Genomic DNA, 22964 nt, shown 5'->3' with positions numbered 1-22964 from the left:
AACGCCCCGGGAGCGGGCGCCGGCTGCCGGCCTGGCCTCAGCCCTTGGGGAACGCGTCCCGCACCACGTCGGGACTGTTGGTGATGATGCCGTCGACCCCGTACCTGCCGACCAGCCGGGCGGTGTCCGCGTCGTTCACGGTCCAGGTGAAGACCTCCAGTGGCCCGCCCCGGGGTCCCTCGAACTCATGGACGGAGGCGACGTAGTCCGCGGAGATGGAGGAGTGCGAGGGGTTGATCTGGTCGACGAAGGTCGCGTACCAGGACAGGTCCGCCACAGCCGGCGTGCCCAGGAATCCGGTCTTCACGGCCGGCTTCAGCTCGTGGACGGTTCGCATGCTCTCGGTACTGAAGCTCTGCACGATCAGCCGCCCCGCGAGGTGGTCCGGGTCGAGCCAGCCCTCGTTGCCCAGGATCTTGAGGGTCTGGCGCTCGATGCCGGGGTACAGATCGGGGTTCTTGATCTCCAGGAGCAGCTTCTGGTGGTGCAGCTCCACGCGGTCCATGAACTGCTCCAGCGTCGGTACGCGCTCGCCCGCGTACGCGGGGCCGAACCAGCTGCCCGCGTCCAGGTGGGCGATCTCGGCGGCGGTGAAGTCCTTCACCTTCCACGGCGCCCGGTCGGGGAAGACCTCCTCCACATCGGTCGTGCGCTTCAGATTGTCGTCGTGGAGGACGACCAGCTCGCCGTCCTTGGTGCGCTGGACGTCGTTCTCGACCCAGCTGACGCCCAACTCGGCGGCCTCGTCGACGGCGGCCAGCGTGTTCTCGGGGGCGTACGCGGAGGCACCTCGGTGGGCGATGATCGTGGGCCGCTCGGCACCGGCCCGGGCGGCGGAGGCGGGGAGCAGAAGGGCGGCGGCTCCCAGGAGCGCGGTCGTCGTGGCGGCTACAGCGCGCGCGTACATGCGTACTCCTCGCGTCGAACGATCACGGACAGCTCAACTGTGACAGCAGAGGGTCAACGGCGGGGGTGTACAGAATGGCCACAGATTGAATGGAGTTGCCCGGGCCCGCTCACTCGTGCCGCACAACTGGGGCAAGGCCGTGTTTCTTTGCCGGAGAATCGTTCGACCATTCCGGTGGGGGTTACTCTCTGCCTCAACCCTGACCGCTCGGGCGGTCCTGGGAGGGGGCGCATTCCACGGATTTCCGGGACGTAAGAGGGCGGGAAAGGCAGCTGCGTATGCAGGGCACGATCGACGGATTCAGCTACGGACTCGTCACACCGCTGGTGGCCTACCTGATGGCCTGCCTCGGCGGTGCCCTCGGTCTGCGCTGCACCACCAGATCGATGCTCGTCTCGCAGTCCTGGCGGCCGGGCTGGCTCGCCCTGGGGTCGGCGGCCATCGGCTCCGGCATCTGGACCATGCACTTCGTCGCGATGATGGGGTTCACGGTCAAGGAGACGCCGATCCACTACGACAAACCGATGACGTTCGCGAGCCTGGCCGTCGCCATCGTCATGGTGGGCATCGGGATCTTCATCGTCGGCTACAAGGGAGCCAGCGGAGCGGCCCTGTTCACCGGCGGCACCATCACCGGCCTGGGCATAGCCTCGATGCACTACCTGGGCATGGCCGGCATGCGGCTCAACGGCAAGCTGGAGTACAACACCCTCACCGTCGCCGTCTCCGTCGCCATAGCCATGGTGGCGGCCACCGCCGCTCTGTGGGCCGCCGGACAGGTCAGAGGGCTGATGTGGAGCGTGGGCGCGAGCCTCGTCATGGGCCTCGCCGTCAGCGGCATGCACTACACCGGCATGGCCGCCCTCAGCGTCCATCTGCACGGCACGGAGGCCCCCTCCACGGGCGACTCACCCGCCGCCCTGCTCGCGCCCATGATGATCGGCCCGCTCGCCTTCCTGCTCCTCGCGGGCGCCGTCATGCTGTTCGACCCGAAGATGGTCATGGGGAAGCCCGCCGGCGCCCCCGTCGAGCACAAGCCCGGTGTTCCGGCCCACGCGGCCGTCCCGCACCCGGCCCGCCGCCCGCCGCTGCGCCCCCGCCGCGCCCTCGGGCAGCGAGGCCCCCGCACCCCGCAAAACCACTGATCGGGCCGCGTTGTCAGTGGCGGGTCGTACGGTTGATTCCATGCGGCCCGTTTCCAGCATCGAACGCACGGTGGCGCCCTTCGAGGTCGTCAGCCCCTACCAGCCCAGCGGCGACCAGCCGCAGGCCATCACCGAGCTCGCCCGGCGCATCGAGGCCGGCGAGAAGGACGTCGTCCTGCTCGGCGCGACCGGCACAGGCAAGTCCGCCACCACCGCGTGGATGATCGAGAAGCTCCAGCGCCCCACCCTGGTGATGGCGCCGAACAAGACGCTGGCCGCCCAGCTGGCGAACGAATTCCGCGAGCTGCTGCCGAACAACGCCGTCGAGTACTTCGTCTCGTACTACGACTACTACCAGCCCGAGGCCTACGTCCCGCAGTCGGACACCTACATCGAGAAGGACTCCTCGATCAACGAGGAGGTCGAGCGCCTGCGCCACTCCGCGACCAACTCGCTGCTCACCCGCCGCGACGTCGTCGTGGTCGCCTCCGTCTCCTGCATCTACGGCCTCGGTACTCCGCAGGAGTACGTGGACCGCATGGTCCCCCTCAAGGTCGGCGAGGAGATCGACCGGGATCAGCTGCTGCGCCGCTTCGTGGACATCCAGTACACGCGCAACGACCTGGCCTTCACCCGCGGCACCTTCCGGGTGCGCGGCGACACCATCGAGATCTTCCCGGTCTACGAGGAGCTCGCCGTCCGCATCGAGATGTTCGGCGACGAGATCGAGGCCCTGTCCACGCTCCACCCGCTCACCGGCGAGATCATCAGCGACGACGAGCAGCTGTACGTCTTCCCGGCCTCCCACTACGTCGCGGGCCCCGAGCGCATGGAGCGGGCCGTCAACGACATCGAGAAGGAGCTGGGCGAGCGCCTCGCCGAGCTGGAGAAGCAGGGCAAGCTCCTGGAGGCCCAGCGCCTGCGGATGCGCACGACGTACGACCTCGAGATGCTCCGTCAGATCGGCAGCTGCTCCGGTGTCGAGAACTACTCGATGCACTTCGACGGCCGCGCGCCCGGTTCCCCGCCCAACACCCTGCTGGACTACTTCCCGGACGACTTCCTGCTCGTCATCGACGAGTCCCACGTCACCGTGCCGCAGATCGGAGCCATGTACGAGGGCGACGCATCCCGCAAGCGCACCCTCGTCGACCACGGCTTCCGCCTGCCCTCCGCCCTCGACAACCGCCCCCTGAAGTGGGAGGAGTTCCAGCAGCGCATCGGGCAGACCGTCTACCTGTCGGCGACCCCGGGCACCTACGAGCTCTCCCGCTCGGACGGCCAGGTCGAGCAGATCATCCGCCCCACCGGCCTCGTCGACCCCGAGGTCGTCGTCAAGCCCACCGAGGGCCAGATCGACGACCTGGTCCACGAGATCCGGGAGCGCGTGGAGAAGGACGAGCGCGTCCTGGTCACCACCCTCACCAAGAAGATGGCCGAGGACCTCACGGACTACTTCCTGGAGCTCGGCATCCAGGTGCGCTACCTGCACAGCGACGTCGACACGCTGCGCCGCGTCGAGTTGCTGCGCGAACTGCGTGCGGGCGAGTTCGACGTCCTGGTCGGCATCAACCTCCTGCGCGAGGGCCTCGACCTTCCCGAGGTGTCCCTGGTGGCGATCCTCGACGCCGACAAGGAGGGCTTCCTGCGCTCCGGCACCTCCCTCATCCAGACCATCGGCCGCGCGGCGCGCAACGTCTCCGGCCAGGTCCACATGTACGCCGACAAGATCACCCCGGCGATGGAGAAGGCCATCGACGAGACCAACCGCCGCCGGGAGAAGCAGGTCGCGTACAACAAGGCGAACGGCATCGACCCCCAGCCGCTGCGCAAGAAGATCAACGACATCGTCGCGCAGATCGCCCGCGAGGACGTCGACACCGAGCAGCTGCTCGGCACGGGTTACCGCGCCAAGAAGGACGGCCGGGGCACCAAGGCCCCCGTGCCCTCCCTCGGTGACAAGGCGGCCAAGGGTGCGAAGGCCGCCAAGCCCGCCAAGGGCAAGGCCAAGGAGACGGTGCCGACCGACCGTCCGGCGGCCGAACTCGCCGAGCAGATCGAGGAGTTGACGGAGCGTATGCGCGCCGCCGCCGCGGATCTGCAGTTCGAGATCGCGGCCCGGCTGCGTGACGAGGTGTCCGAGATGAAGAAGGAGCTGCGCCAGATGAAGGAGGCGGGTCTGGCCTGACGGGACCAGGGGCGCCGGTCCACGCTCTGGAACCGGCGCCCTCGAACTGCCTGCCAGGGCATGTCGAGCACGCGCTGTGTTGCAAGACCGACACAAAGTGCGGACCGGGGTACGGCACTGTCAGTGCCCCTGCGTAGGGTTCTGGTCATCCGCGGCGTCCGCGGCCAACAGGGGACAGCTCGAGAGGGGAATCGGCACGTGACCATCAACATGACCAAGGGTCAGGCCATCAGTCTGCAGAAGAACGACGGCGGCAGCCTGACCGCGGTGCGCATGGGTCTCGGCTGGCAGGCGGCTCCCCGGCGCGGCCTGTTCGGGTCGCGCACGCGAGAGGTCGACCTCGATGCCTCCGCGGTCCTGTTCGCGGACAAGCAGCCGGTCGACGTCGTCTTCTTCCGCCACCTGGTGAGCGACGACGGCTCGGTGCGCCACACGGGTGACAACCTCGTCGGCGGTGTCGGCCAGGGCGACGACGAGGCGATCCTCGTCGACCTCGCGCGTATCCCGGTCCACATCGACCAGATCGTCTTCACCGTGAACTCCTTCACGGGCCAGACCTTCGAGGAGGTGCAGAACGCGTTCTGCCGCCTGGTCGACGAGACCAACGGTCAGGAGCTGGCCCGCTACACCCTCGCGGGCGGCGGCGCCTACACGGCCCAGATCATGGCGAAGGTGCACCGCAACGGCCCGGGTTGGACGATGACGGCCCTCGGTACGCCGGCCAACGGCCGCACCTTCCAGGACCTGATGCCGTCGATCCTGCCGCACCTGTAGGACATCAAGGACCTCTGGAGCGGCCCGGCAAGCGGCGCACCACACGACAAGCGACACAGGGGGACGAAGGCATGGCGGCCGAGCTGGTGCGGGGGCAGAACCACCCGCTCTCCCAGGCCCGTCTGGAGATCCGGGTCTCGGCCGGCACGCCGATCGTGGCCGGAGCGACGCTCGGCGACGAGCAGGGCAGGATCCACGGCGTGGAAGGGGTGGCCCACCCCGGCGCCCCCACCCTGCCCGGCCTCGAGGTCTCCCGGCAGGCGGCCGCCGACCATCGCCTCGCGGTGGATCTGGACGCCATGCCGGAAGCCGTCCACCGCGTCAGTGTGCTGCTCGCCCTGCCCACCGGGGTCGCCGGCCCGACCCGGTTCGGCGCCGTCGCCACCCCCTTCGTCGCGGTCACCGGCCTCGACGGCACCGAGGTCGCCTCCTACACCATCACCGGCCTGGAGGCCGAGTCGGCAGTCATCGCCCTGGAGCTCTACCGCCGTCAGGGCGCCTGGAAGGTGCGCGCCATCGGCCAGGGTTACGCAGGCGGCCTCGCCGACCTCTTCACCGACCAGGGCCTGCTCCAAGCCCATCAACTCGCCGGCAGCATCAATGACGCGGTGGCCCAGGGCATGGCCCGCTCGGTGCCGGCACCCCCATCCCGGCCGGACGGCGACCGCTCCCGGCAGACGGCCGCACCGGCACTCGGCCCGGACCAGGGCGGCCCCGCACCACAGGGCACCTCCGGCCCCGTGCCGCCGCAGCCGACGTCGCCCTACGGCACCCAGGCGCCCGGCGTGCCCGGACAGCCCACCCCGCAGCCGAACTCCCCGTACGGCGCCCAGCCACCCGGCGTACCGGGCCAGCCCGCGCAGCAGTCGCCGTATCAGGGCGGAACCGGCGCCACCGACCCCGCCCAGCCGTCCGTGCCCACGTCGGGCGGTCCGATCGACTACAGCCACCCGCGCCGCCAGAGCGCGGCCCCGCCGCCCCCGCCGGCCGCGCCCCCGGCCCAGCCCGGGCAGCCCGCACAGCCGGTCGCGGGTGACGCCACCGGCTGGTCCATGGACGAGCGGCTCTACAACCAGGTGTGGGGCATGTTCGAGGACCTGGCTCGCACGACCGCCGCCTACCGCAGTGCGGTCGACTTCGCCGACTCACGGATGGAGAAGGAACTCGACCAGGTCCTGTCGGATCCGCGCAGCCGGATCGGCGGACAGGGTGACGCCGCACGTGAGGCGGCCCAGGCCAAGCACGCCCAGCTGGTCAACCAGGCCAGGGCGGCGCTCGACCGGGACCTGGCCCAGCTCACCGCCGAGTCCGAGGTCGTCGAACCCGCGCTGCCGACCGCGTACGCGCGGTGGGACAACCCGGTCTGGCACGGCTACCGCGTACCGATGGAGATCCCCATGGCGCTGCGCCTGGGCGACCTCCACCTGCCCGAGAGCGCCCACTTGCGCATACCGATGCTGGTCCGGCTGCCGCTGGAGCGCGGTCTGTGGATCGACAGCGGACGCGGCGGATCACTCGACGGCTCGTTCACCGATCCCCACGACCTGCGGCGCCTGGCGATGGAGACGGCGGTGGCGCACGCGGCCCGGCTGCTGGCCGTCTATCCGGCGGGCGAGTTCACCGTGCACGTCATCGATCCGGCCGGATCGGGCGGGCAGGCGCTCGTACCGCTGGTGCAGACCGGCGTGCTCGCGGCCCCGCCGGCCGTGGGCGCGGCGGGGGTCGCGGACGTCCTCGCGCGGCTCACTCAGCGCGTCGACCTGGTGCAGATGGCGCTGCGGGGCGGTGCGCCCGACTCCCTGCCGCCCGGTTTCGACACCTCCGAGCAGTTGCTGATCGTCAATGACTTCCCGCACGGCTTCGACGACCGGGCGGTGAACCAGCTGCGCTACCTGGCGGACGAGGGGCCCGCCGTCGGCGTCCACCTGATGATGGTCGCGGACCGCGAGGAGGCCGCTGCCTACGGCCCGTTGCTCGACCCGCTGTGGCGTTCGCTGATGCGATTGACCCCGGTGCCGGACGATCACCTCGCCGACCCGTGGGTGGGGCACGCCTGGACGTACGAGCCGCCGCTCGTGCCGCCCGGCAGCCAGGTGCTCCAGCAGGTGCTCACGCAGGTCGCCGCAGCCCGGGCCAAGCACAGGTAAAGACTCCCTGACCAGCACACTTGGTCGTTCTTTTGCCAAGCGCTTTACCTTTCCTTGGTGATTGGGGTACTGTTCATCGCACGGAGGGGAGTACTCCCTGTCTGCTGCGACGTACCCGTCAATACGGATCCGGCCAGATCCCGGGGCGTCGGCCCATCGTGGGTGGAAGAGACCTCCGGCGCGCGACGACGCTGACATTTGCCGTTACGACTGCCGGAGGCGCAGTGGATGTTTCCCCGACCCTATGGGTCCTGACCATCGTGGGCCTTGCCGCCCTGATCGCGGTCGACTTCTTCATCGGCCGCAAGCCGCACGACGTATCGATCAAGGAAGCCGGTATCTGGACGGTCGTCTGGATCGTCCTGGCCGCCCTCTTCGGCTTCGGCCTGTTGATCTTCGGTGGCGGACAGCCCGCCGGTGAGTTCTTCGCCGGCTTCATCACCGAGAAGTCGCTGAGCGTCGACAACCTCTTCGTCTTCGTCCTGATCATGGCGAAGTTCGCGGTGCCGTCGCAGTACCAGCAGCGCGTGCTCCTCATCGGCGTCCTCATAGCCCTGGTCCTGCGCGCGATCTTCATCGCCGCGGGCGCCGCGATCCTCGCGAGCTTCTCGTGGGTGTTCTACCTCTTCGGCGCCTTCCTCATCTGGACTGCCTGGAAGCTCATCCAGGAAGCCAGGGCCGACGAGGAGGACGAGGAGTACGAGGAGAACAAGCTGCTCAAGGCCGCCGAGCGCAAGTTCGGTGTCGCCGACCGCTACCACGGCACCAAGCTGTTCATCACCGAGAACGGCAAGCGGATCATGACCCCGATGCTGGTCGTGATGCTCGCGATCGGCACCACGGACGTCCTGTTCGCCCTCGACTCCATCCCGGCGATCTTCGGCCTGACGCAGGACCCGTACATCGTGTTCACGGCCAACGCCTTCGCCCTGATGGGTCTGAGGCAGCTGTACTTCCTCATCGGCGGCCTGCTGAAGAAGCTGGTCCACCTCAGCTACGGCCTGTCGATCATCCTGGGCTTCATCGGCGTCAAGCTGGTGCTGCACGCGCTGCACGAGTCCGGGGTCCATGTCCCCGAGATCAGCATCCCGGTCTCGCTCGGCGTCATCTGCTCGGTCCTGATCGTCACCACGATCACCAGCCTGAGGGCCTCCAAGAAGCAGGCGGCGGCCGAGGCGGCGCAGGAGCGGAGCGAAGGCACTCCGAAGGACAGCATCGACGTCTGACCACGTCGGACGTAGGAAGAACCAACACCGGGAGTGGTGCCCAGCAAATTGCCGAGCACCGCTCCCGGTGCTTCGTTGGGTGCTGGGTGTCCCCGGCCGGGGACACCACGGCCGGGTGGAGGCACCAGTGGACGCACCCATGAAGTTCGTGCAGATCATCGACTTCGAGACCGAGCGCATCGACGAGATGCGGGAGCTGGCCCATGACACGGAACAGCGCATGGCGGGTCGCAGCGGCGGCCCCGCACGCCGTCTCGTCCTCAAGGACAGGGGCCAGGCCAACCGCTACCTCGTGATGATCGAGTTCGACTCCTACGAGGACGCCATGCGCAACAGCGACGACCCCGAGACGACCAAGTTCGCGGAGCAGATGGCCGCACTGTGCACCAGGCCGCCGTCCTTCACGGACTGCGACGTACAGGAGATGACCGATTTCGCGTAGCGACATACGACGCACAGGGGCCCCGCATCCCGAAGGCGCGGGGCCACCTGACAACCGCCCTGACAACCACACAGACCGGAATGCGAACCCTCAACCCCTCTGCGACGATCGCTCCATGATCGCTCGGCTCAGGCCGCTCACGACTCAGTGGACACACGTCGTGCCGGTGCTCGCGGTCGTCCTGCTGGCCTTCACCTGGGGACGGGACCTGCCCGGCGCCCTCGTCGCGCTGGTGACACTGGTCCTCGCGGGCGCCGTCCTGGCCGCCGTACACCACGCCGAAGTGGTCGCACACCGGGTCGGCGAGCCCTTCGGCTCCCTGGTCCTCGCCGTGGCCGTCACGATCATCGAGGTCGCCCTGATCGTGACCCTGATGGTCGACGGCGGCGACAAGAGCTCCACCCTCGCCCGGGACACGGTCTTCGCGGCCGTCATGATCACCTGCAACGGCATTGTCGGCCTCTGCCTGCTGGTCGCCTCACTGCGCCACCGCACGGCGGTCTTCAACCCGGAGGGCACGGGCGCCGCCCTCGCGACCGTCGCCACCCTGGCCACGCTCAGCCTGGTGCTGCCGACGTTCACCACCAGCAAGCCCGGGCCGGAGTTCTCCAGCGTGCAGCTGACGTTCGCCGCGCTCTCCTCGCTGGTCCTGTACGGCCTGTTCGTGGCGACGCAGACCGTGCGGCACCGCGACTACTTCCTCCCCATCACCCGGCAGGGCGAGGTGATCACCGCGGACGACCACGCCCATGCGCCCTCCGCCCGCACCGCGATGATCAGCCTCGGGCTGCTGGGCCTGGCCCTGATCGGGGTGGTCGGCCTGGCCAAAGGCGTGTCGCCCACCATCGAGTCCGGGGTGGCGGCCGCCGACCTGCCGCATGCCGTCGTCGGCGTGATCATCGCCCTGCTGGTGCTGCTCCCCGAGACGATCGCCGCGCTGCGCTCCGCCCGCCGTGATCGCGTGCAGACCAGCCTGAACCTCGCGCTCGGCTCGGCGATGGCCAGCATCGGCCTGACCATCCCCGCGGTCGCCCTCGCCTCCGTCTGGCTCTCGGGCCCCCTCGTCCTCGGCCTCGGCCCCACCCACATGGTGCTGCTCGCCCTGACGGTCGTGGTGAGCTCGCTGACGGTGGTGCCCGGGCGGGCGACGCCGCTCCAGGGAGGCGTTCATCTGGTGCTGTTCGCGGCGTATCTGGAGCTCGCGATCAATCCGTAGCCGCCGTGTTCCGCGGCCGATTGCCCTTCGTCGCTGCGATGCGCGGCGGAGCCGCCGTCTCCGGAGCCCGTCACCCGGTGGCGGGCTCCGGCGCCACAGCAGGTGCCGGACGCGTCTCGGGCAGCAGCGCGAAGCACCCCAGGCTGAGCAGCGCGATTCCGGTCAGATAGGCCCCCACACCCCACGGCACCCGACCGCCCTGCTCGGCGAGCGCCGTCGCCACGATCGGCGTGAGCGCGCCCCCGAGGACGCCACCGAGGTTGTAGCCCACCGCCGCGCCCGTGCAGCGCACCCGGGGCTCGTACAACTCCGGCAGGTACGCGGCGATCACGGCGAACATCGTGATGAACGCGAGCATCGCCCCGAGGAAACCCAGGAACATCAGCAGTGGCTCGCCCGTCGAGAGGAGCGCGACCAGCGGAAACATCCACAGGGCGGCGGCAGTGCACCCGATCAGGGTGAGGGGCCGTCGCCCGTACCGGTCGCCGAGCATCGCCACCAGCGGCGTGAGCGAGCCCTTCACCACGACCGCGCCCATGATGCAGGTCAGCATGACGCCCCGGCTCACCCCGAGCTGCTCGGTGGCGTAGGCGAGGGACCAGGTCGTCACGGCGTAGAAGATCGCGTATCCGATGGCGAGCGCCCCGGCGGTCAGCAGAACGAGTCGCCAGTGGTCGCGTACGACCTCGGCGAGCGGCACGCGCGCGTGGTCGTCGATTTCGAGGAACCGGGGGCTCTCGGCGAGCGACGACCGCAGCCACAGCCCCACCAGCGCGAGCACCCCCGCCGCCCAGAACGGCACACGCCATCCCCACGCGGCGAACTGCGCGTCGGACAACGTCGCCGAAAGCCCCAGCACCACACCGTTGGCGAGCAGAAAGCCCAGCGCGGGCCCGACCTGCGGGAAGCTCGACCACAGACCGCGCCGCTCGGCCGGCGCGTGCTCCACGGTCAACAGGACGGCTCCGCCCCACTCGCCGCCGAGGCCGAGCCCCTGCAGAAAGCGCAGCACGAGCAGCAGCAAGGGAGCGGTGACACCGATCGTCTCGTACGTCGGTACGCAGCCGACCACGACCGTGGAGGCGCCGGTCAGCAGCAACGAGGCGACGAGGACCGGCCGGCGTCCGTGCCGGTCCCCGATGTGCCCGAACAGCACCGACCCCAGTGGCCGCGCCACAAAGCCCACGCCGAACGTCGCGAAGGCAGCCAGGGTTCCCGCCACCGGCGAGAACGTCGGGAAGAACAGCGGCCCCAGGACCAGCGCCGCCGCGGTCCCGTAGACGAAGAAGTCGTAGAACTCGATGGCTGTTCCGGCGAGCGAGGCGGCCGCGAGCCGCAACATGGAGGGCGCCCTTACGGTGCGTACATCGTGCATGCTGCGTCAACTACCCACGGTGACCGCGGGTTACGGGGGCGTACGGGCGCGTCGGGGCTTCGTCAGTACGTGACGGTGATGCGCCGGGCGAGGCCGTCCACGCGGACGATGCCGCCGTAGGGGATCACGAGTTGGGGGTCGGTGTGGCCATAGTCCACGTCGAAGACGATCATGGTGTCGGGAGCGTAGGCCCGCATGGCGCGCAGGACGGCCTCGCGCTGCTCGGCCGCGTAACGGGCGGCTTCCTCCGGGCTGTTGGGGCGCTCGAAGGACCAGGTCTTCGCCCGGCCCATCAGGAGTGCGGAGAAGCGCTGGAGCAGCCCGCGCTCACCCATGTTGCGCATGGTGCGGAAGACTTCCTCGCCGCTGGGCATCTCCTCCGAGGTCTCCAGGAGCAGTACCCCGCCGTCGTATTCCGAGAGGTCGCGCGCGATTTCCCGGTCAGCCATCAGCATCCAGCCGAGGATCTCCAGACAGCCGCCCCAACTGCGGCCTTCCACCACCTCGTCGGCGTTCACCCACGTCCATCCGTCGGAGGGACGCATCTCCGGCTCCGCGTCGAAGGTCGCCGGGTCGGCCCAGTCACGGTTGATGTCGTTCCAGAGTTCCGGGGACTTCAGCTCGTACTCACCCGATGTGAACAGCGCCGCCCGCAGCGATTCGGCGGTCAACTGGTCCATGGCAACAGGGCGGCCCAGCGCGGTCATGACGGTCGCGCCGTGGTAGCCGACGATGCCGGTGTTGCGCAGGAACATGAGCAGGTTGGTGTTGTCGCTCATCCCGAAGAACGGCTTCGGGTTCGCCCGGATCAACTCACGGTCCAGGTACGGCAGCACGGTGATCTGGTCGTCGCCGCCGATCGACGCGATGACCGCCCCGATGTCCGGGTCGGCGAACGCGGCGTGGATGTCGGCGGCCCGCTCCTGCGGCGTCGAGCCCATTTTGCGGGTGGCCGGGTACTCGACCGGTTCGAGCTCGAAGTCCTTGCGCAGCCGCTCCAGTCCCAGTTCGTGAGGGCGGGGGAACAGACCGGGCAGGCCGGCGCCGGGCGAGATGACGGCGATGCGATCGCCGGGGGAGGGCTTGGGAGGGTACGAGATCATGGTCATGGCGGGAGGGTATGGCTCGTGGGGTGGCCCGTGCACCGTGATAAACCGGGTCTGAACAGCGGTCACTGACGGACCGCCGCACCCCCGAACGGACCGGAGGAACCGTGCCCCGCACCCTGGCGAACGCCCCGATCATGATCCTCAATGGCCCCAACCTGAACCTGCTCGGCCAGCGCCAGCCGGAGATCTACGGCTCCGAGACCCTGGCCGATGTCGAGGCCCTGTGCGCCAAGGCGGCCGCCGCGCACGGCGGCACGATCGACTTCCGGCAGTCCAACCACGAGGGCGAGCTGGTCGACTGGATCCATGAGGCACGGCTGAACCACAGCGGGATCGTGATCAACCCCGGTGCCTACTCGCACACGTCAGTCGCGATTCTGGACGCACTCAACACCTGTGACGGGCTGCCCGTGTTGGAGGTCCACATCTCCAACATCCACAAGCGCGAGTCGTTCCGGCACCACTCGTACGTCTCGCTGCGCGCCGATGGCGTCATCGCGGGATGCGGTGTGCAGGGATACGTGTTCGGGGTGGAGCGGGTCGCGGCATTGGCGGGGGCGGGACGAGCGGACACGTGAAGTGGCCGGGCGGGGCGGGCGGGTGAGTCCGGCGCACTTACGAGCTTTGCGGACGTGTAAGCCCTGGGGACGTGTAAGCCTCGCGGACGTGTAAGCCCCGCCGACCATGGCGAGCGGTCCTTACAGCCGCCCCGCCTCCACGATCCGCCGCAGGAAGCGCTGGGTGCGCTCCTGCTGCGGATCGCCGAAGATCTGCTCGGCTGTGCCGCGCTCCAGCACCACGCCTCCGTCCAGAAAACAAACCTGGTCGGCTACCTCGCGGGCGAACCCCATCTCGTGCGTGGCCAGCACCATCGTCATCCCGTCCTCCTTCAAGTCACGGACGACGGAGAGGACTTCACCCACGAGCTCGGGGTCGAGGGCGGCGGTGATCTCGTCGAGCAACAGCAGCCGCGGCCGCACGGCCAGGGCGCGGACGATGGCGACCCGCTGCTGCTGGCCGCCGCTCAGCCGGTCCGGGTACTCGCCCGCCTTGCCGGCCAGCCCGAGCCGCTCCAGCAGCGCACGCGCGCGTGCCTCGGCCTCCGCCCGGGACACACCGTGCACCCGGCGCGGCGCGAGGGTGATGTTCTCCAGCACCGTCATGTGCGGGAAGAGGTTGTACGCCTGGAACACCACGCCGATACGGCGCCGTACGGCGTCCTGGTCGACGCGCGGATCGGTGATCTCCTCGCCGTCCAGCCAGATCGCACCGTCGTCGATGTCCTCCAGCAGGTTCGCGCACCGCAGCAGCGTGGACTTGCCGGAGCCGGAGGCGCCGATCAAGGCGGTCACCGTGTGCGGGGCGAGCTCCAGATCGACGTCCCGCAGCACCACCGAGTCGCCGAAGGTCTTGCGGACGGACTCCATCCGCAGCACAGGTGCGTTGTTCACGGCCGCGTCGCTCACAGGGCTCCTCCTTGGGCGCGCCGACGGTCCATCCGGGCCGTCACCCAGTCCGTGAAGCGGGTCATCGGGATGGTCAGTGCCACGAAGACCAGGCCCGCCACGATGTACGGCGTGTAGTTGAGACTGCGGCCCGCGATGATGTCCGCGGCCCGTACGGCGTCCACCGCACCGCCGATCGACACCAGACCGGTGTCCTTCTGCAGCGACACCAGGTCGTTCAGCAGGGGCGGCACCTGACGGCGGACGGCCTGGGGCAGGACGACGTGCCGCAGTGCCTGCCGATTGGTGAGGCCGAGCGAGCGGGCCGCGGCGCGCTGCGAGGGGTGGACGGACTCGATGCCCGCGCGGAACACCTCGGCGACGTACGCCGAGTACGTCAGCGTCAGCGCGGTACCGCCCAGCAGTACTGGATCGACGGTCACGCCCTGGAGCCGCAGCGCGGGGACGCCCAGGACGACGATCATGAGGTTAATGATGAGCGGAAGGCCCCGGAAGAAGTCCGTGTACGCGGCCGCCAGCGCCCGCAGCGGGAAGAACACCGGGCCACGCAGGGTGCGGGCGACGGCGATGAGCATCCCGAGGACCAGCACGGCCGCACCGCAGATCAGCAGCAGGCGGACGTTGAGCCAGAGCCCTTCGAGGACCTTGGGAAACGCCTCGCGCGCGTACTGCCCGTTGAAGAACGTCTCCTTGGTGCGCGGCCAGCCCGGCGCGTTGACCACGACCAGGTAGAGAACGACGCCGGTGACCAGGGTGGAGAGGGCGGCGATCGCCGTGGCGCGGCGGGCGCGGGCGCGCTTGTGGCGCTCGCGGTCGAGACGCCGCTGCGAGGGGACGTAACCGTCGCCGCCCGCGCCGGACATGCCGTCGTTGTCGTCCGTGCCCTCCTGGCCGGACTCCTCCTTCGTGACCGTCACTTGAGCACCGGAGCGTCGACGGCGTCCGAGAGCCACTGCTGCTCGAGCTTGGCCAGGGTGCCGTCCTTGCGCAGCGTGTCCACGGCGTCGGTCACGCACGCGGTGAGCGCGCTGCCCTTGTCAAGCACGAGGCCGAACTGCTCCGGCGTACCGCCCTGGTTCTCGAACTGCCCGACGATCGTCGCGTCCGTCACCTCGGCCGCGGTGATGTAGAAGGCGGTCGGCAGGTCGACGACGACGGCGTCGACCTGACCGTTCTTCAGCGCGGACTTGGCCTGGTCGTTCTTGGCGTAGGCGGCGGCCTCCTGAGTCGGCTTCACCACGTCGTCGATGTAGTCCAGGCTGGTGGTGCCGACCTGTGCGCCCAGCTTGAGGCCCTTCAGGTCCGCGATGCTCTTCGCCTTGGCGGCCTTGGTGCCCTTCAACGCGATGACGGCCTGGCGAACGTCGTAGTAGCCGGAGGAGAAGTCCACGGCCTTCTTGCGCTCGTCGCTGATCGAGACCTGGTTGATGTCGAAGTCGAAGGTCTTCTCGCCGGGCGCGAAGGCCTTGTTGAACGGCACGCTCTGCCAGACGACGGAGCTCTTGTCGTAGCCCAGCTGCTTCGCCACGGCGTACGCGACCGCCGACTCGAACCCCTCACCGTTGGCGGGCTTGTCGTCCTTGAACCAGGGCTCGTACGCCGGCTCGTCCGTGGCGATCGTCAGCTTGCCGGAGGTCTGGGTGGCCAACTTGCCCTTGGCGCAGGTGTTCCCGGCCGACCCCGAGGGTGCGTCGGCGGCCTTGTCTTCCGGCTGCGGAGCACAGCCGAGAGCGGTGGCGAGGAGGGCTGTCGTTGCGACGGTGACGGCGCGGCGCAGCGCGCGAGGGGCAAGGTGCATGGCGGGAGATTGACAGTACATCGTCGTGTTTGTCGAGGTCACGACGGTAACTGTCCGCATAGTGGGAACGGGTGTTGCGTTCCTGTGAACAGATCCCTCGGCAGCCGCCGGGGCCGCCGGCCGAGGGCGGGGATTGAGAGACCGGCGGCCCTTACCGCTCAGGAGCCGTCATCCTGTGCGGGGCTGCTTCCAGTTGACCGCGCAACAATGTCCGCCGGGAGCGCGCGCGTGGCACCGGCGCGTGTGAACGATTCACACGGGGCGCGTACGGGGTGCGTACGCGGGGTGTGCGCTCACGGCCGCGCGCTTACCCACCTCGCGCGCCCATCGGTCCAGCGCTCACCAGCCCCGCGCGCGCCACTCCGGCAGCTGCGGCCGTTCCGCGCCCAGCGTCGTGTCGTTTCCGTGGCCCGGGTAGACCCAGGTCTCGTCCGGCAGCACGTCGAAGATCTTCGTCTCTACGTCGTGGATCAGGCTGGCGAACGCCTTCGGATCCTTACGGGTGTTGCCCACGCCGCCGGGGAACAGGCAGTCCCCGGTGAACACATGGGGATGCCCGTGCGGGTCGTCGTAGACGAGGGCGATGGAACCAGGCGTGTGCCCGACCAGGTGGCGCGCGGTGAGCTCCACGCGCCCCACTCGGATGGTGTCGCCGTCGTCGACCAGGACGTCGGTCGGCACCGGGATGCCCTCGGCGTCGTCACGTCCGGCATAAGTGCGTGCCCCGGTGGCCTCGACGACGGAGGCGAGCGCCTGCCAGTGGTCGCCGTGCTGGTGTGTGGTGACGACGGACGCGATGCCGTCGTCACCGATCATGCCGAGCAGCGCGTCCGCGTCGTTGGCGGCGTCGATCAGCAGTTGCTCGTCCGTGGCCCGGCAGCGCAGCAGATAGGCGTTGTTGTCCATCGGGCCGACCGCGATCTTGGTGATCATCAGGTCCTTGAGCTCGTGCACGTCGGCGGGGCCACCGACCGTCACCTGTCCGCTGTACGTCATGGCGGCAGCCTATAGCGGAGAGCGGTCCGGGGACGGTCCAGGAGCTACAGCGGGGGGAGCGACGGCAGCGGGCCGCCCTCCACGGTCAGCCCGGATCCGTCGCGGCGCCCGGCGAGCCAGCCGAGCAAGTCGGGCGCGGTGCCTCGGACGGTGATCTCTGCGGTGTCCGCCTCCCGGCCTGTGCTCCACGCGCGCGTGCCGTCCGTGAGACGGGTGGGCGGCACATCGGGGTGCCCGGTGAACCGCTCGGCGAGGAAGTCGATCTCCCGCTCCACGAACTCCGCCGGCAGGTCCTCCAGCTCGTACCCGATCCCGAGGTCCACATGATGCAACTCCACCTCGATCCACCGCCGGAAGGGCACCCGGGCCGCCGCGTCGGTGACCCCGTTGCGCAGCTGGACGGTGCGTGACCAGTCCCCGGGAGCCGCCCCCGTCTCCTGGAGCCGGGCCGCGCTCTCGCGGACGTCTGCGAGCTGCGCGTCGAGGGGGCGCGGGGCGTCCCGCTCGATGTCGGCGTCCCGGGCCGTCGCCGACACGTACATGGGGCGTCCTTCGAGGACGTTCACGAGGGCGTCGGCATTGCGGGCGAGGTGGGCGAGGACGTGGCCGCGGCTCCAGCCGGGCAGCCGTGACGGCTCGGCCACCGACGCGTTGTCCAGTTTGGCCGCTGCGGTGAGCAGCCGTTCCGTCGCTTCACGTACAGACACCAGGTCACGAGCGTGATCAATCATGGTGCTGACACTAGCCCCGCCACACCTTTGGGTGAAGGTGGTGAACGAGTGCCGTAAATCGAATGCGCGTGCTATAGGGTCGGTCTCGGCGTCGGGCATGCTGGATGGTCCGGGATTGTTGTCCCATTCGGGAATCCGACCGGCGTTGTCAGTGGCTCCCCCTAGTCTGAAAAGCACGGGGGCCTCGCCCCTGTCACTTCTCTCAAGAAAGGTGCGGACCGGCGTGGCCGACCGTCTCATCGTCCGTGGCGCGCGCGAGCACAACCTGAAGAATGTCTCGCTCGACCTGCCGCGCGACTCGCTCATCGTCTTCACGGGCCTGTCGGGGTCGGGCAAGTCCTCGCTGGCCTTCGACACCATCTTCGCCGAGGGGCAGCGGCGCTACGTGGAGTCGCTGTCGTCGTACGCCCGGCAGTTCCTCGGCCAGATGGACAAGCCGGACGTCGACTTCATCGAGGGTCTGTCCCCGGCGGTCTCCATCGACCAGAAGTCGACCTCGCGCAACCCGCGCTCGACGGTCGGCACCATCACCGAGGTCTACGACTATCTGCGTCTGCTCTTCGCGCGCATCGGCAAGCCGCACTGCCCCCAGTGCAGCCGTCCGATCTCGCGCCAGTCGCCGCAGGCCATCGTCGACAAGGTCCTGGAGTTGCCGGAGGGGAGCCGCTTCCAGGTCCTGTCGCCGCTGGTGCGCGAGCGCAAGGGCGAGTTCGTCGACCTCTTCGCCGACCTCCAGACCAAGGGCTACTCCCGCGCGCGCGTGGACGGCGAGACGATCCAGCTGTCCAACCCGCCCACGCTGAAGAAGCAGGAGAAGCACACCATCGAGGTGGTCGTCGACCGCCTCACGGTGAAGGACTCCGCCAAGCGCCGCCTCACCGACTCCGTGGAGACCGCCCTCGGCCTGTCCGGCGGCATGGTCGTGCTCGACTTCGTCGACCTTCCCGAGGGCGACCCCGAGCGCGAGCGCATGTACTCGGAGCACCTGTACTGCCCGTACGACGACCTCTCCTTCGAGGAACTGGAGCCGCGCTCCTTTTCCTTCAACTCGCCCTTCGGCGCCTGCCCCGAGTGCACCGGTATCGGTACGCGCATGGAGGTCGACCCCGAGCTGATCGTCCCGGACGAGGACAAGAGCCTCGACGAGGGCGCCATCCATCCCTGGTCGCACGGTCACACGAAGGACTACTTCGGCCGCCTGATCGGTGCTCTCGCGGATGCGTTGGGTTTCCGGACGGACATCCCCTTCGTCGGCCTGCCGCAGCGCGCCAAGAAGGCGCTCCTCCACGGGCACAAGACGCAGATCGAGGTCCGTTACCGGAACAGGTACGGGCGCGAGCGTGTGTACACCACGCCCTTCGAAGGGGCCGTCCCCTTCGTCAAGCGCCGGCACAGCGAGGCCGAGAGCGACGCCAGCCGCGAGCGCTTCGAGGGCTACATGCGCGAGGTGCCCTGCCCCACCTGTGAGGGCACGCGTCTGAAGCCGATCGTCCTCGCGGTCACGATCATGGAGAAGTCGATCGCCGAAGTCTCCGCGATGTCCATCAGCGACTGCGCGGAGTTCCTGGGCGAGCTGAAGCTCAACGCCCGCGACAAGAAGATCGCCGAGCGCGTGCTGAAGGAGGTCAACGAGCGGCTGCGGTTCCTGGTCGACGTCGGCCTGGACTACCTCTCGCTCAACCGCGCGGCGGGCACGCTGTCCGGCGGCGAGGCCCAGCGCATCCGCCTGGCCACCCAGATCGGCTCCGGACTCGTCGGCGTCCTGTACGTCCTGGACGAGCCGTCCATCGGTCTGCACCAGCGCGACAACCACCGGCTCATCGAGACCCTCGTCCGGCTGCGCGACATGGGCAACACGCTCATCGTCGTCGAGCACGACGAGGACACCATCAAGACCGCCGACTGGGTCGTCGACATCGGCCCCGGAGCCGGCGAGCACGGCGGCAAGGTCGTGCACAGCGGCTCCCTGAAGGAGCTGCTCGCCAACACCGAGTCGCAGACCGGGCAGTACCTGGCCGGCAAGAAGGCCATCCCGCTGCCCGACATCCGCCGCCCGCAGGACCCGTCCCGCCGGCTCACGGTGCACGGCGCCCGGGAGAACAACCTCCAGGACATCGACGTGTCCTTCCCGCTGGGCGTGTTCACCGCGGTCACGGGCGTCTCCGGCTCCGGCAAGTCGACGCTGGTCAACGACATCCTGTACACGCACCTGGCCCGTGAACTCAACGGCGCCCGCAATGTCCCCGGCCGCCACACGCGCGTGGAGGGCGACGACCTCGTCGACAAGGTCGTGCACGTCGACCAGTCGCCCATCGGCCGCACCCCTCGCTCGAACCCGGCGACGTACACCGGCGTCTTCGACCACATCCGCAAGCTGTTCGCCGAGACCACCGAGGCGAAGGTCCGCGGCTACATGCCGGGCCGCTTCTCCTTCAACGTCAAGGGCGGCCGCTGCGAGAACTGTGCGGGCGACGGCACGATCAAGATCGAGATGAACTTCCTCCCGGACGTCTACGTCCCGTGCGAGGTCTGCCACGGCGCCCGGTACAACCGGGAGACCCTGGAGGTCCACTACAAGGGCAAGTCCATCTCCGAAGTCCTGAACATGCCCATCGAAGAGGCCATGACCTTCTTCGAGGCGGTCCCGGCGATCAACCGCCACCTCAAGACGCTGAACGACGTCGGTCTCGGCTATGTCCGGCTCGGCCAGTCGGCGACCACCCTGTCCGGTGGTGAGGCGCAGCGCGTGAAGCTCGCCAGCGAGCTGCAGAAGCGCTCCACCGGCCGTACGGTCTACGTCCTGGACGAGCCCACCACCGGTCTGCACTTCGAGGACATCAGCAAGCTGCTGAAGGTCCTCTCCGGCCTGGTGGACAAGGGCAACACGGTCATCGTCATCGAGCACAACCTCGATGTGATCAAGACCGCCGACTGGATCGTGGACATGGGGCCCGAGGGCGGCGCCGGCGGTGGCCTGGTCATCGCCGAGGGCACGCCCGAGGAGGTCGCCGCCGTCCCCACCAGCCACACCGGAAAGTTCTTGCGCGAGATCCTCGACGCCGACCGGATCAGCGACGCGGCCTCGGTGAAGGCCCCGCGCAGGGCGGCGGCCAAGAAGACGGTCGCGGCGGGCTCGACGGCGAAGAAGACGGCGACGGCCAGGACCACGAAGACGACCAAGGCCGCCAACAACACCGCCACCAAGAAGGCGGCCGGCGCCACGAAGAAGGCGGCACCCGCGAAGACGACGACGCGGGCCCGCAAGGCCTGAGGCTCGCGAGCACCGAGCCCGGACACAACCCGAAAAGTGCGGCGCCCCGCGGGAACTCCCCGCGGGGCGCCGTGCGTTGAATGATCAGCCGCCCGATCCCCGCGGCCGTGACGAAGCTTGACTCCTCAAGAGTGGAATGGCAGGGAACGCCCCCTAGAAGTCCCCCAGTTCGGAGGCGTACGGCGGCTCGGCGCCCGCCCGGGAGCAGGTGATCGCGGCAGCGCGCGCCGCGAACCGCAGCAGCCGGGCCCAGCCGTCGGCGCCCAGGCCCACGAGGGCCTCGGCGGACAGGGCGTCCTGGGCGGCCAGGCCGTGCAACAGGGCCGCGTTCACGGTGTCCCCCGCACCGATCGTGTCCACGACGTCGACCTCCTCGCCCGCTACGGTGTGCACCGCGCCGTCCCGAGTGAAGGCGGTCAGTCCGTCACCGCCCTGAGTGATCACGACGGCCGCAGGCCCCGCGGCCAGCCACTCGCGCGGGGTGCCACCCAGCCACAGCGCGTCCTCCTCGGACAGCTTGAGCAGCGACACCGACGGCAGCCAGCTCTTGAACCGGGCCCGGTAGCCGTCCGGGTCCGGGATCAGGCCGGCCCGGATGTTCGGGTCGAGAGCGGTGAACACCCCTTGCGCGGCCGCGCTCCGCATCAGCTCCTCGTAGGCGCTCGCCCCCGGTTCCAGGACGAGCGAACAGGTACCGAAGGAGACCGCGCGCGTCTGCGCGGGCAGCTCCGGGGGTGTCGTGAAGAGCCGGTCGGCGGTTCCCTCGACGTAGAAGGAGTAGGCGGCCGAGCCCTTCGCGTCGATGGTGGCGACCGCCAGGGTGGTCGGCTCCATACCGCGCTGCACGGCCGATACGTCCACCCCGGCCTCCCGCAGCCCGTCGAGCAGGGCCTCACCGAAGGCGTCGTAGGAGGTCCGGGAGCAGAACGCGGTGGGGGAGCCGAGGCGGCCGAGGGCCACCGCGGTGTTGTAGGGCCCGCCGCCGAGCGCCGGCTTCAGGCCCGCCAGGGCGCCCGCGCCCTGTGGTACCAGGTCGATCAGGGCCTCACCGGCGACGACGATCACGAGACGGTTCCTTTCACGGACGGCAGGGGCTGTTCGGGGCATCCACATGAGGTGCGATGCACGAAGGTGCAGGGGAGCCGGTGGGTCCGGGCGGGCCGGTCCGGCGAGGCGAGGCGGTCCAGGAGGACGCGGACCGCCTGGGCACCGATGTCCCTGCTGGGCTGGGCTATCGCGGTGAGCCGGGGCGAGAACAGATCGGCCCAGGCGAAGTCGTCGAAGCAGCACAGCGCGATGTCCTCGGGCACGGCCAGGCCACGCTCGCGCAGGGCGCGCAGGGCGCCGATCGTCATCGCGTTGTTGGCGGTGACGAGGGCGGTGGGCGGCGACGCGAGCGACAGCAGCGCGGCGGTGGCCTGTTCGGCGCCGGCCGCCTCGGAGTCGCCGTGTACGACGAGGCGCTCGTCGTACACGAGCCCGGCCGCCGTCAGGCCGTCCAGGTACCCGGTGAGCCGCTCGCTCGTGGTGCTGAGGCCCGGCCGGCCGGCGACGAGGGCGATCCGGCGGTGGCCGAGGTCGGCGAGATGAGTGACCAGCCGGGCCACGGGTTCGGCGCTGTCGGCGCAGACCTGGTCGAAATGCGGTGAGCTGTCGGTCGTGGGATCGACCACGCGGTCGAGGAGGACGGTCGGCACCTTGTGACGCCCGAGGTAGGCGATGAGCTCACGCGGGTCCGCCGAGGGTGCGACGATCATGCCGTCCACGCGGCGCTCGTGCAGGAGCTGGACGACTTTGCGTTCATGCTCCGGATCGTCGTGCGGGTCGGCGATGAGCAGGCTGTAGCCGTGTTCCAGGGCCGCGGCCTCGACGCCCTGGAGTATCTCCGTGAAGTACGGATTGCTGATCGCCGACACCGCGAGCCCTATGGACCGGGTGCGGGAGGTCACCAGGGAACGGGCGAGGGTGTTGGGCGTGTAGCCGAGCTCGTCCATGGCGTCCAGCACCGCCTGGCGGGTGTGGGGCAGTACCGGCCGGGTGCCGTTCAGCACATGAGAGACGGTCGCCACGGACACGCCGGCGCTCCGCGCGACGTCGGCCATGGTTGCCATCGCGATCCCCTCCAGGTTCTGCCTGCGCCGCGGACCCCTCCCTGGGCCGCCGCGGGCCTTCT

General features: G+C 69.5%; 19 protein-coding genes. 9 read left to right on the top strand and 10 right to left on the bottom strand.

Annotation, left to right across the window (positions count from 1 at the left end; genetic code table 11):
- Positions 1 to 37: 37 nt before the first annotated feature.
- Entirely contained in the window at positions 38 to 907 is an 870-nt protein-coding gene (locus tag ACIREI_RS03645) for a glycerophosphodiester phosphodiesterase (RefSeq protein WP_403326976.1), read from the bottom strand.
- 278 nt (positions 908 to 1185) lie between these two features.
- On the opposite strand from ACIREI_RS03645, the gene ACIREI_RS03640 reads away from it, so the two are divergent.
- The 7 genes from ACIREI_RS03640 (at position 1186) to ACIREI_RS03610 (ending at position 10045) form a co-directional block, all read left to right on the top strand.
- Positions 1186 to 2052 (top strand): MHYT domain-containing protein, encoded by an 867-nt coding sequence (locus ACIREI_RS03640; protein ID WP_403326975.1) that lies wholly within the window; start codon positions 1186 to 1188, stop codon positions 2050 to 2052.
- Between the two features lie 40 nt (positions 2053 to 2092).
- On the top strand, positions 2093 to 4240 hold the full coding sequence (uvrB, locus tag ACIREI_RS03635) for an excinuclease ABC subunit UvrB (RefSeq protein WP_403326973.1): 2148 nt from the start codon (positions 2093 to 2095) through the stop codon (positions 4238 to 4240).
- A 198-nt stretch (positions 4241 to 4438) separates the two neighbouring features.
- Positions 4439 to 5014: a TerD family protein gene (locus ACIREI_RS03630; protein WP_403326971.1), complete on the top strand. Its 576-nt coding sequence runs from the start codon at positions 4439 to 4441 to the stop codon at positions 5012 to 5014.
- A 71-nt stretch (positions 5015 to 5085) separates the two neighbouring features.
- Positions 5086 to 7161, top strand: a complete 2076-nt coding sequence (locus tag ACIREI_RS03625; protein ID WP_403326969.1) for a TerD family protein — start codon at positions 5086 to 5088, stop codon at positions 7159 to 7161.
- Positions 7162 to 7385: 224 nt separating this feature from the next.
- The gene (locus ACIREI_RS03620; protein ID WP_403326967.1) at positions 7386 to 8387 is read left to right on the top strand and encodes a TerC/Alx family metal homeostasis membrane protein; all 1002 of its coding nucleotides are present in this window, start codon (positions 7386 to 7388) and stop codon (positions 8385 to 8387) included.
- Positions 8388 to 8526: 139 nt separating this feature from the next.
- Positions 8527 to 8829, top strand: a complete 303-nt coding sequence (locus ACIREI_RS03615; RefSeq protein WP_403328020.1) for a hypothetical protein — start codon at positions 8527 to 8529, stop codon at positions 8827 to 8829.
- A gap of 115 nt (positions 8830 to 8944) precedes the next feature.
- Positions 8945 to 10045, top strand: coding sequence for a calcium:proton antiporter (locus tag ACIREI_RS03610; RefSeq protein ID WP_403326965.1), 1101 nt, complete (start codon positions 8945 to 8947; stop codon positions 10043 to 10045).
- A gap of 70 nt (positions 10046 to 10115) precedes the next feature.
- Here ACIREI_RS03610 and ACIREI_RS03605 read toward each other — a convergent pair whose 3' ends face one another.
- Positions 10116 to 11387, bottom strand: coding sequence for an MFS transporter (locus ACIREI_RS03605; protein ID WP_403326963.1), 1272 nt, complete (start codon positions 11385 to 11387; stop codon positions 10116 to 10118).
- A 95-nt stretch (positions 11388 to 11482) separates the two neighbouring features.
- Entirely contained in the window at positions 11483 to 12529 is a 1047-nt protein-coding gene (locus ACIREI_RS03600; protein ID WP_403326961.1) for a S66 peptidase family protein, read from the bottom strand.
- A 104-nt stretch (positions 12530 to 12633) separates the two neighbouring features.
- On the opposite strand from ACIREI_RS03600, the gene aroQ reads away from it, so the two are divergent.
- Positions 12634 to 13107 (top strand): type II 3-dehydroquinate dehydratase, encoded by a 474-nt coding sequence (gene aroQ, locus ACIREI_RS03595; RefSeq protein WP_403326959.1) that lies wholly within the window; start codon positions 12634 to 12636, stop codon positions 13105 to 13107.
- Positions 13108 to 13227: 120 nt separating this feature from the next.
- On the opposite strand, the gene ACIREI_RS03590 is transcribed toward aroQ, so the two are convergent.
- The 5 genes from ACIREI_RS03590 to ACIREI_RS03570 all read right to left on the bottom strand — a co-directional run bounded on the left by ACIREI_RS03590 (position 13228) and on the right by ACIREI_RS03570 (position 17520).
- Positions 13228 to 13956, bottom strand: coding sequence for an amino acid ABC transporter ATP-binding protein (locus ACIREI_RS03590; RefSeq protein ID WP_403328018.1), 729 nt, complete (start codon positions 13954 to 13956; stop codon positions 13228 to 13230).
- 35 nt (positions 13957 to 13991) lie between these two features.
- Positions 13992 to 14912, bottom strand: coding sequence for an amino acid ABC transporter permease (locus ACIREI_RS03585; RefSeq protein ID WP_403326957.1), 921 nt, complete (start codon positions 14910 to 14912; stop codon positions 13992 to 13994).
- On the bottom strand, positions 14909 to 15793 hold the full coding sequence (locus ACIREI_RS03580) for an ABC transporter substrate-binding protein (RefSeq protein ID WP_403326955.1): 885 nt from the start codon (positions 15791 to 15793) through the stop codon (positions 14909 to 14911). The genes ACIREI_RS03585 and ACIREI_RS03580 overlap by 4 nt, the downstream gene beginning before the upstream one ends.
- Before the next feature lie 339 nt (positions 15794 to 16132).
- Positions 16133 to 16789 carry an MBL fold metallo-hydrolase gene (locus tag ACIREI_RS03575; RefSeq protein WP_403326954.1) on the bottom strand — a complete coding sequence of 219 codons (657 nt, stop codon included), beginning with the start codon at positions 16787 to 16789 and terminating at the stop codon, positions 16133 to 16135.
- Between the two features lie 44 nt (positions 16790 to 16833).
- Positions 16834 to 17520, bottom strand: coding sequence for a maleylpyruvate isomerase family mycothiol-dependent enzyme (locus ACIREI_RS03570; protein WP_403326952.1), 687 nt, complete (start codon positions 17518 to 17520; stop codon positions 16834 to 16836).
- Positions 17521 to 17743: 223 nt separating this feature from the next.
- Between ACIREI_RS03570 and uvrA the strand changes: the two genes are divergently transcribed.
- The gene (uvrA, locus tag ACIREI_RS03565) at positions 17744 to 20791 is read left to right on the top strand and encodes an excinuclease ABC subunit UvrA (protein ID WP_403326950.1); all 3048 of its coding nucleotides are present in this window, start codon (positions 17744 to 17746) and stop codon (positions 20789 to 20791) included.
- A gap of 153 nt (positions 20792 to 20944) precedes the next feature.
- Here the strand turns inward: uvrA and ACIREI_RS03560 are convergent, their stop codons facing one another.
- Entirely contained in the window at positions 20945 to 21856 is a 912-nt protein-coding gene (locus tag ACIREI_RS03560) for a carbohydrate kinase (RefSeq protein ID WP_403326948.1), read from the bottom strand.
- Positions 21853 to 22902, bottom strand: coding sequence for a LacI family DNA-binding transcriptional regulator (locus tag ACIREI_RS03555; RefSeq protein WP_403326946.1), 1050 nt, complete (start codon positions 22900 to 22902; stop codon positions 21853 to 21855). The genes ACIREI_RS03560 and ACIREI_RS03555 overlap by 4 nt, the downstream gene beginning before the upstream one ends.
- Positions 22903 to 22964 lie beyond the last annotated feature (62 nt).

The sequence above is a fragment of the Streptomyces sp. NPDC093591 genome (assembly GCF_044764885.1).
GTDB lineage: Bacteria > Actinomycetota > Actinomycetes > Streptomycetales > Streptomycetaceae > Streptomyces.
This window is presented reverse-complemented; position numbering and strand designations above follow the sequence as displayed.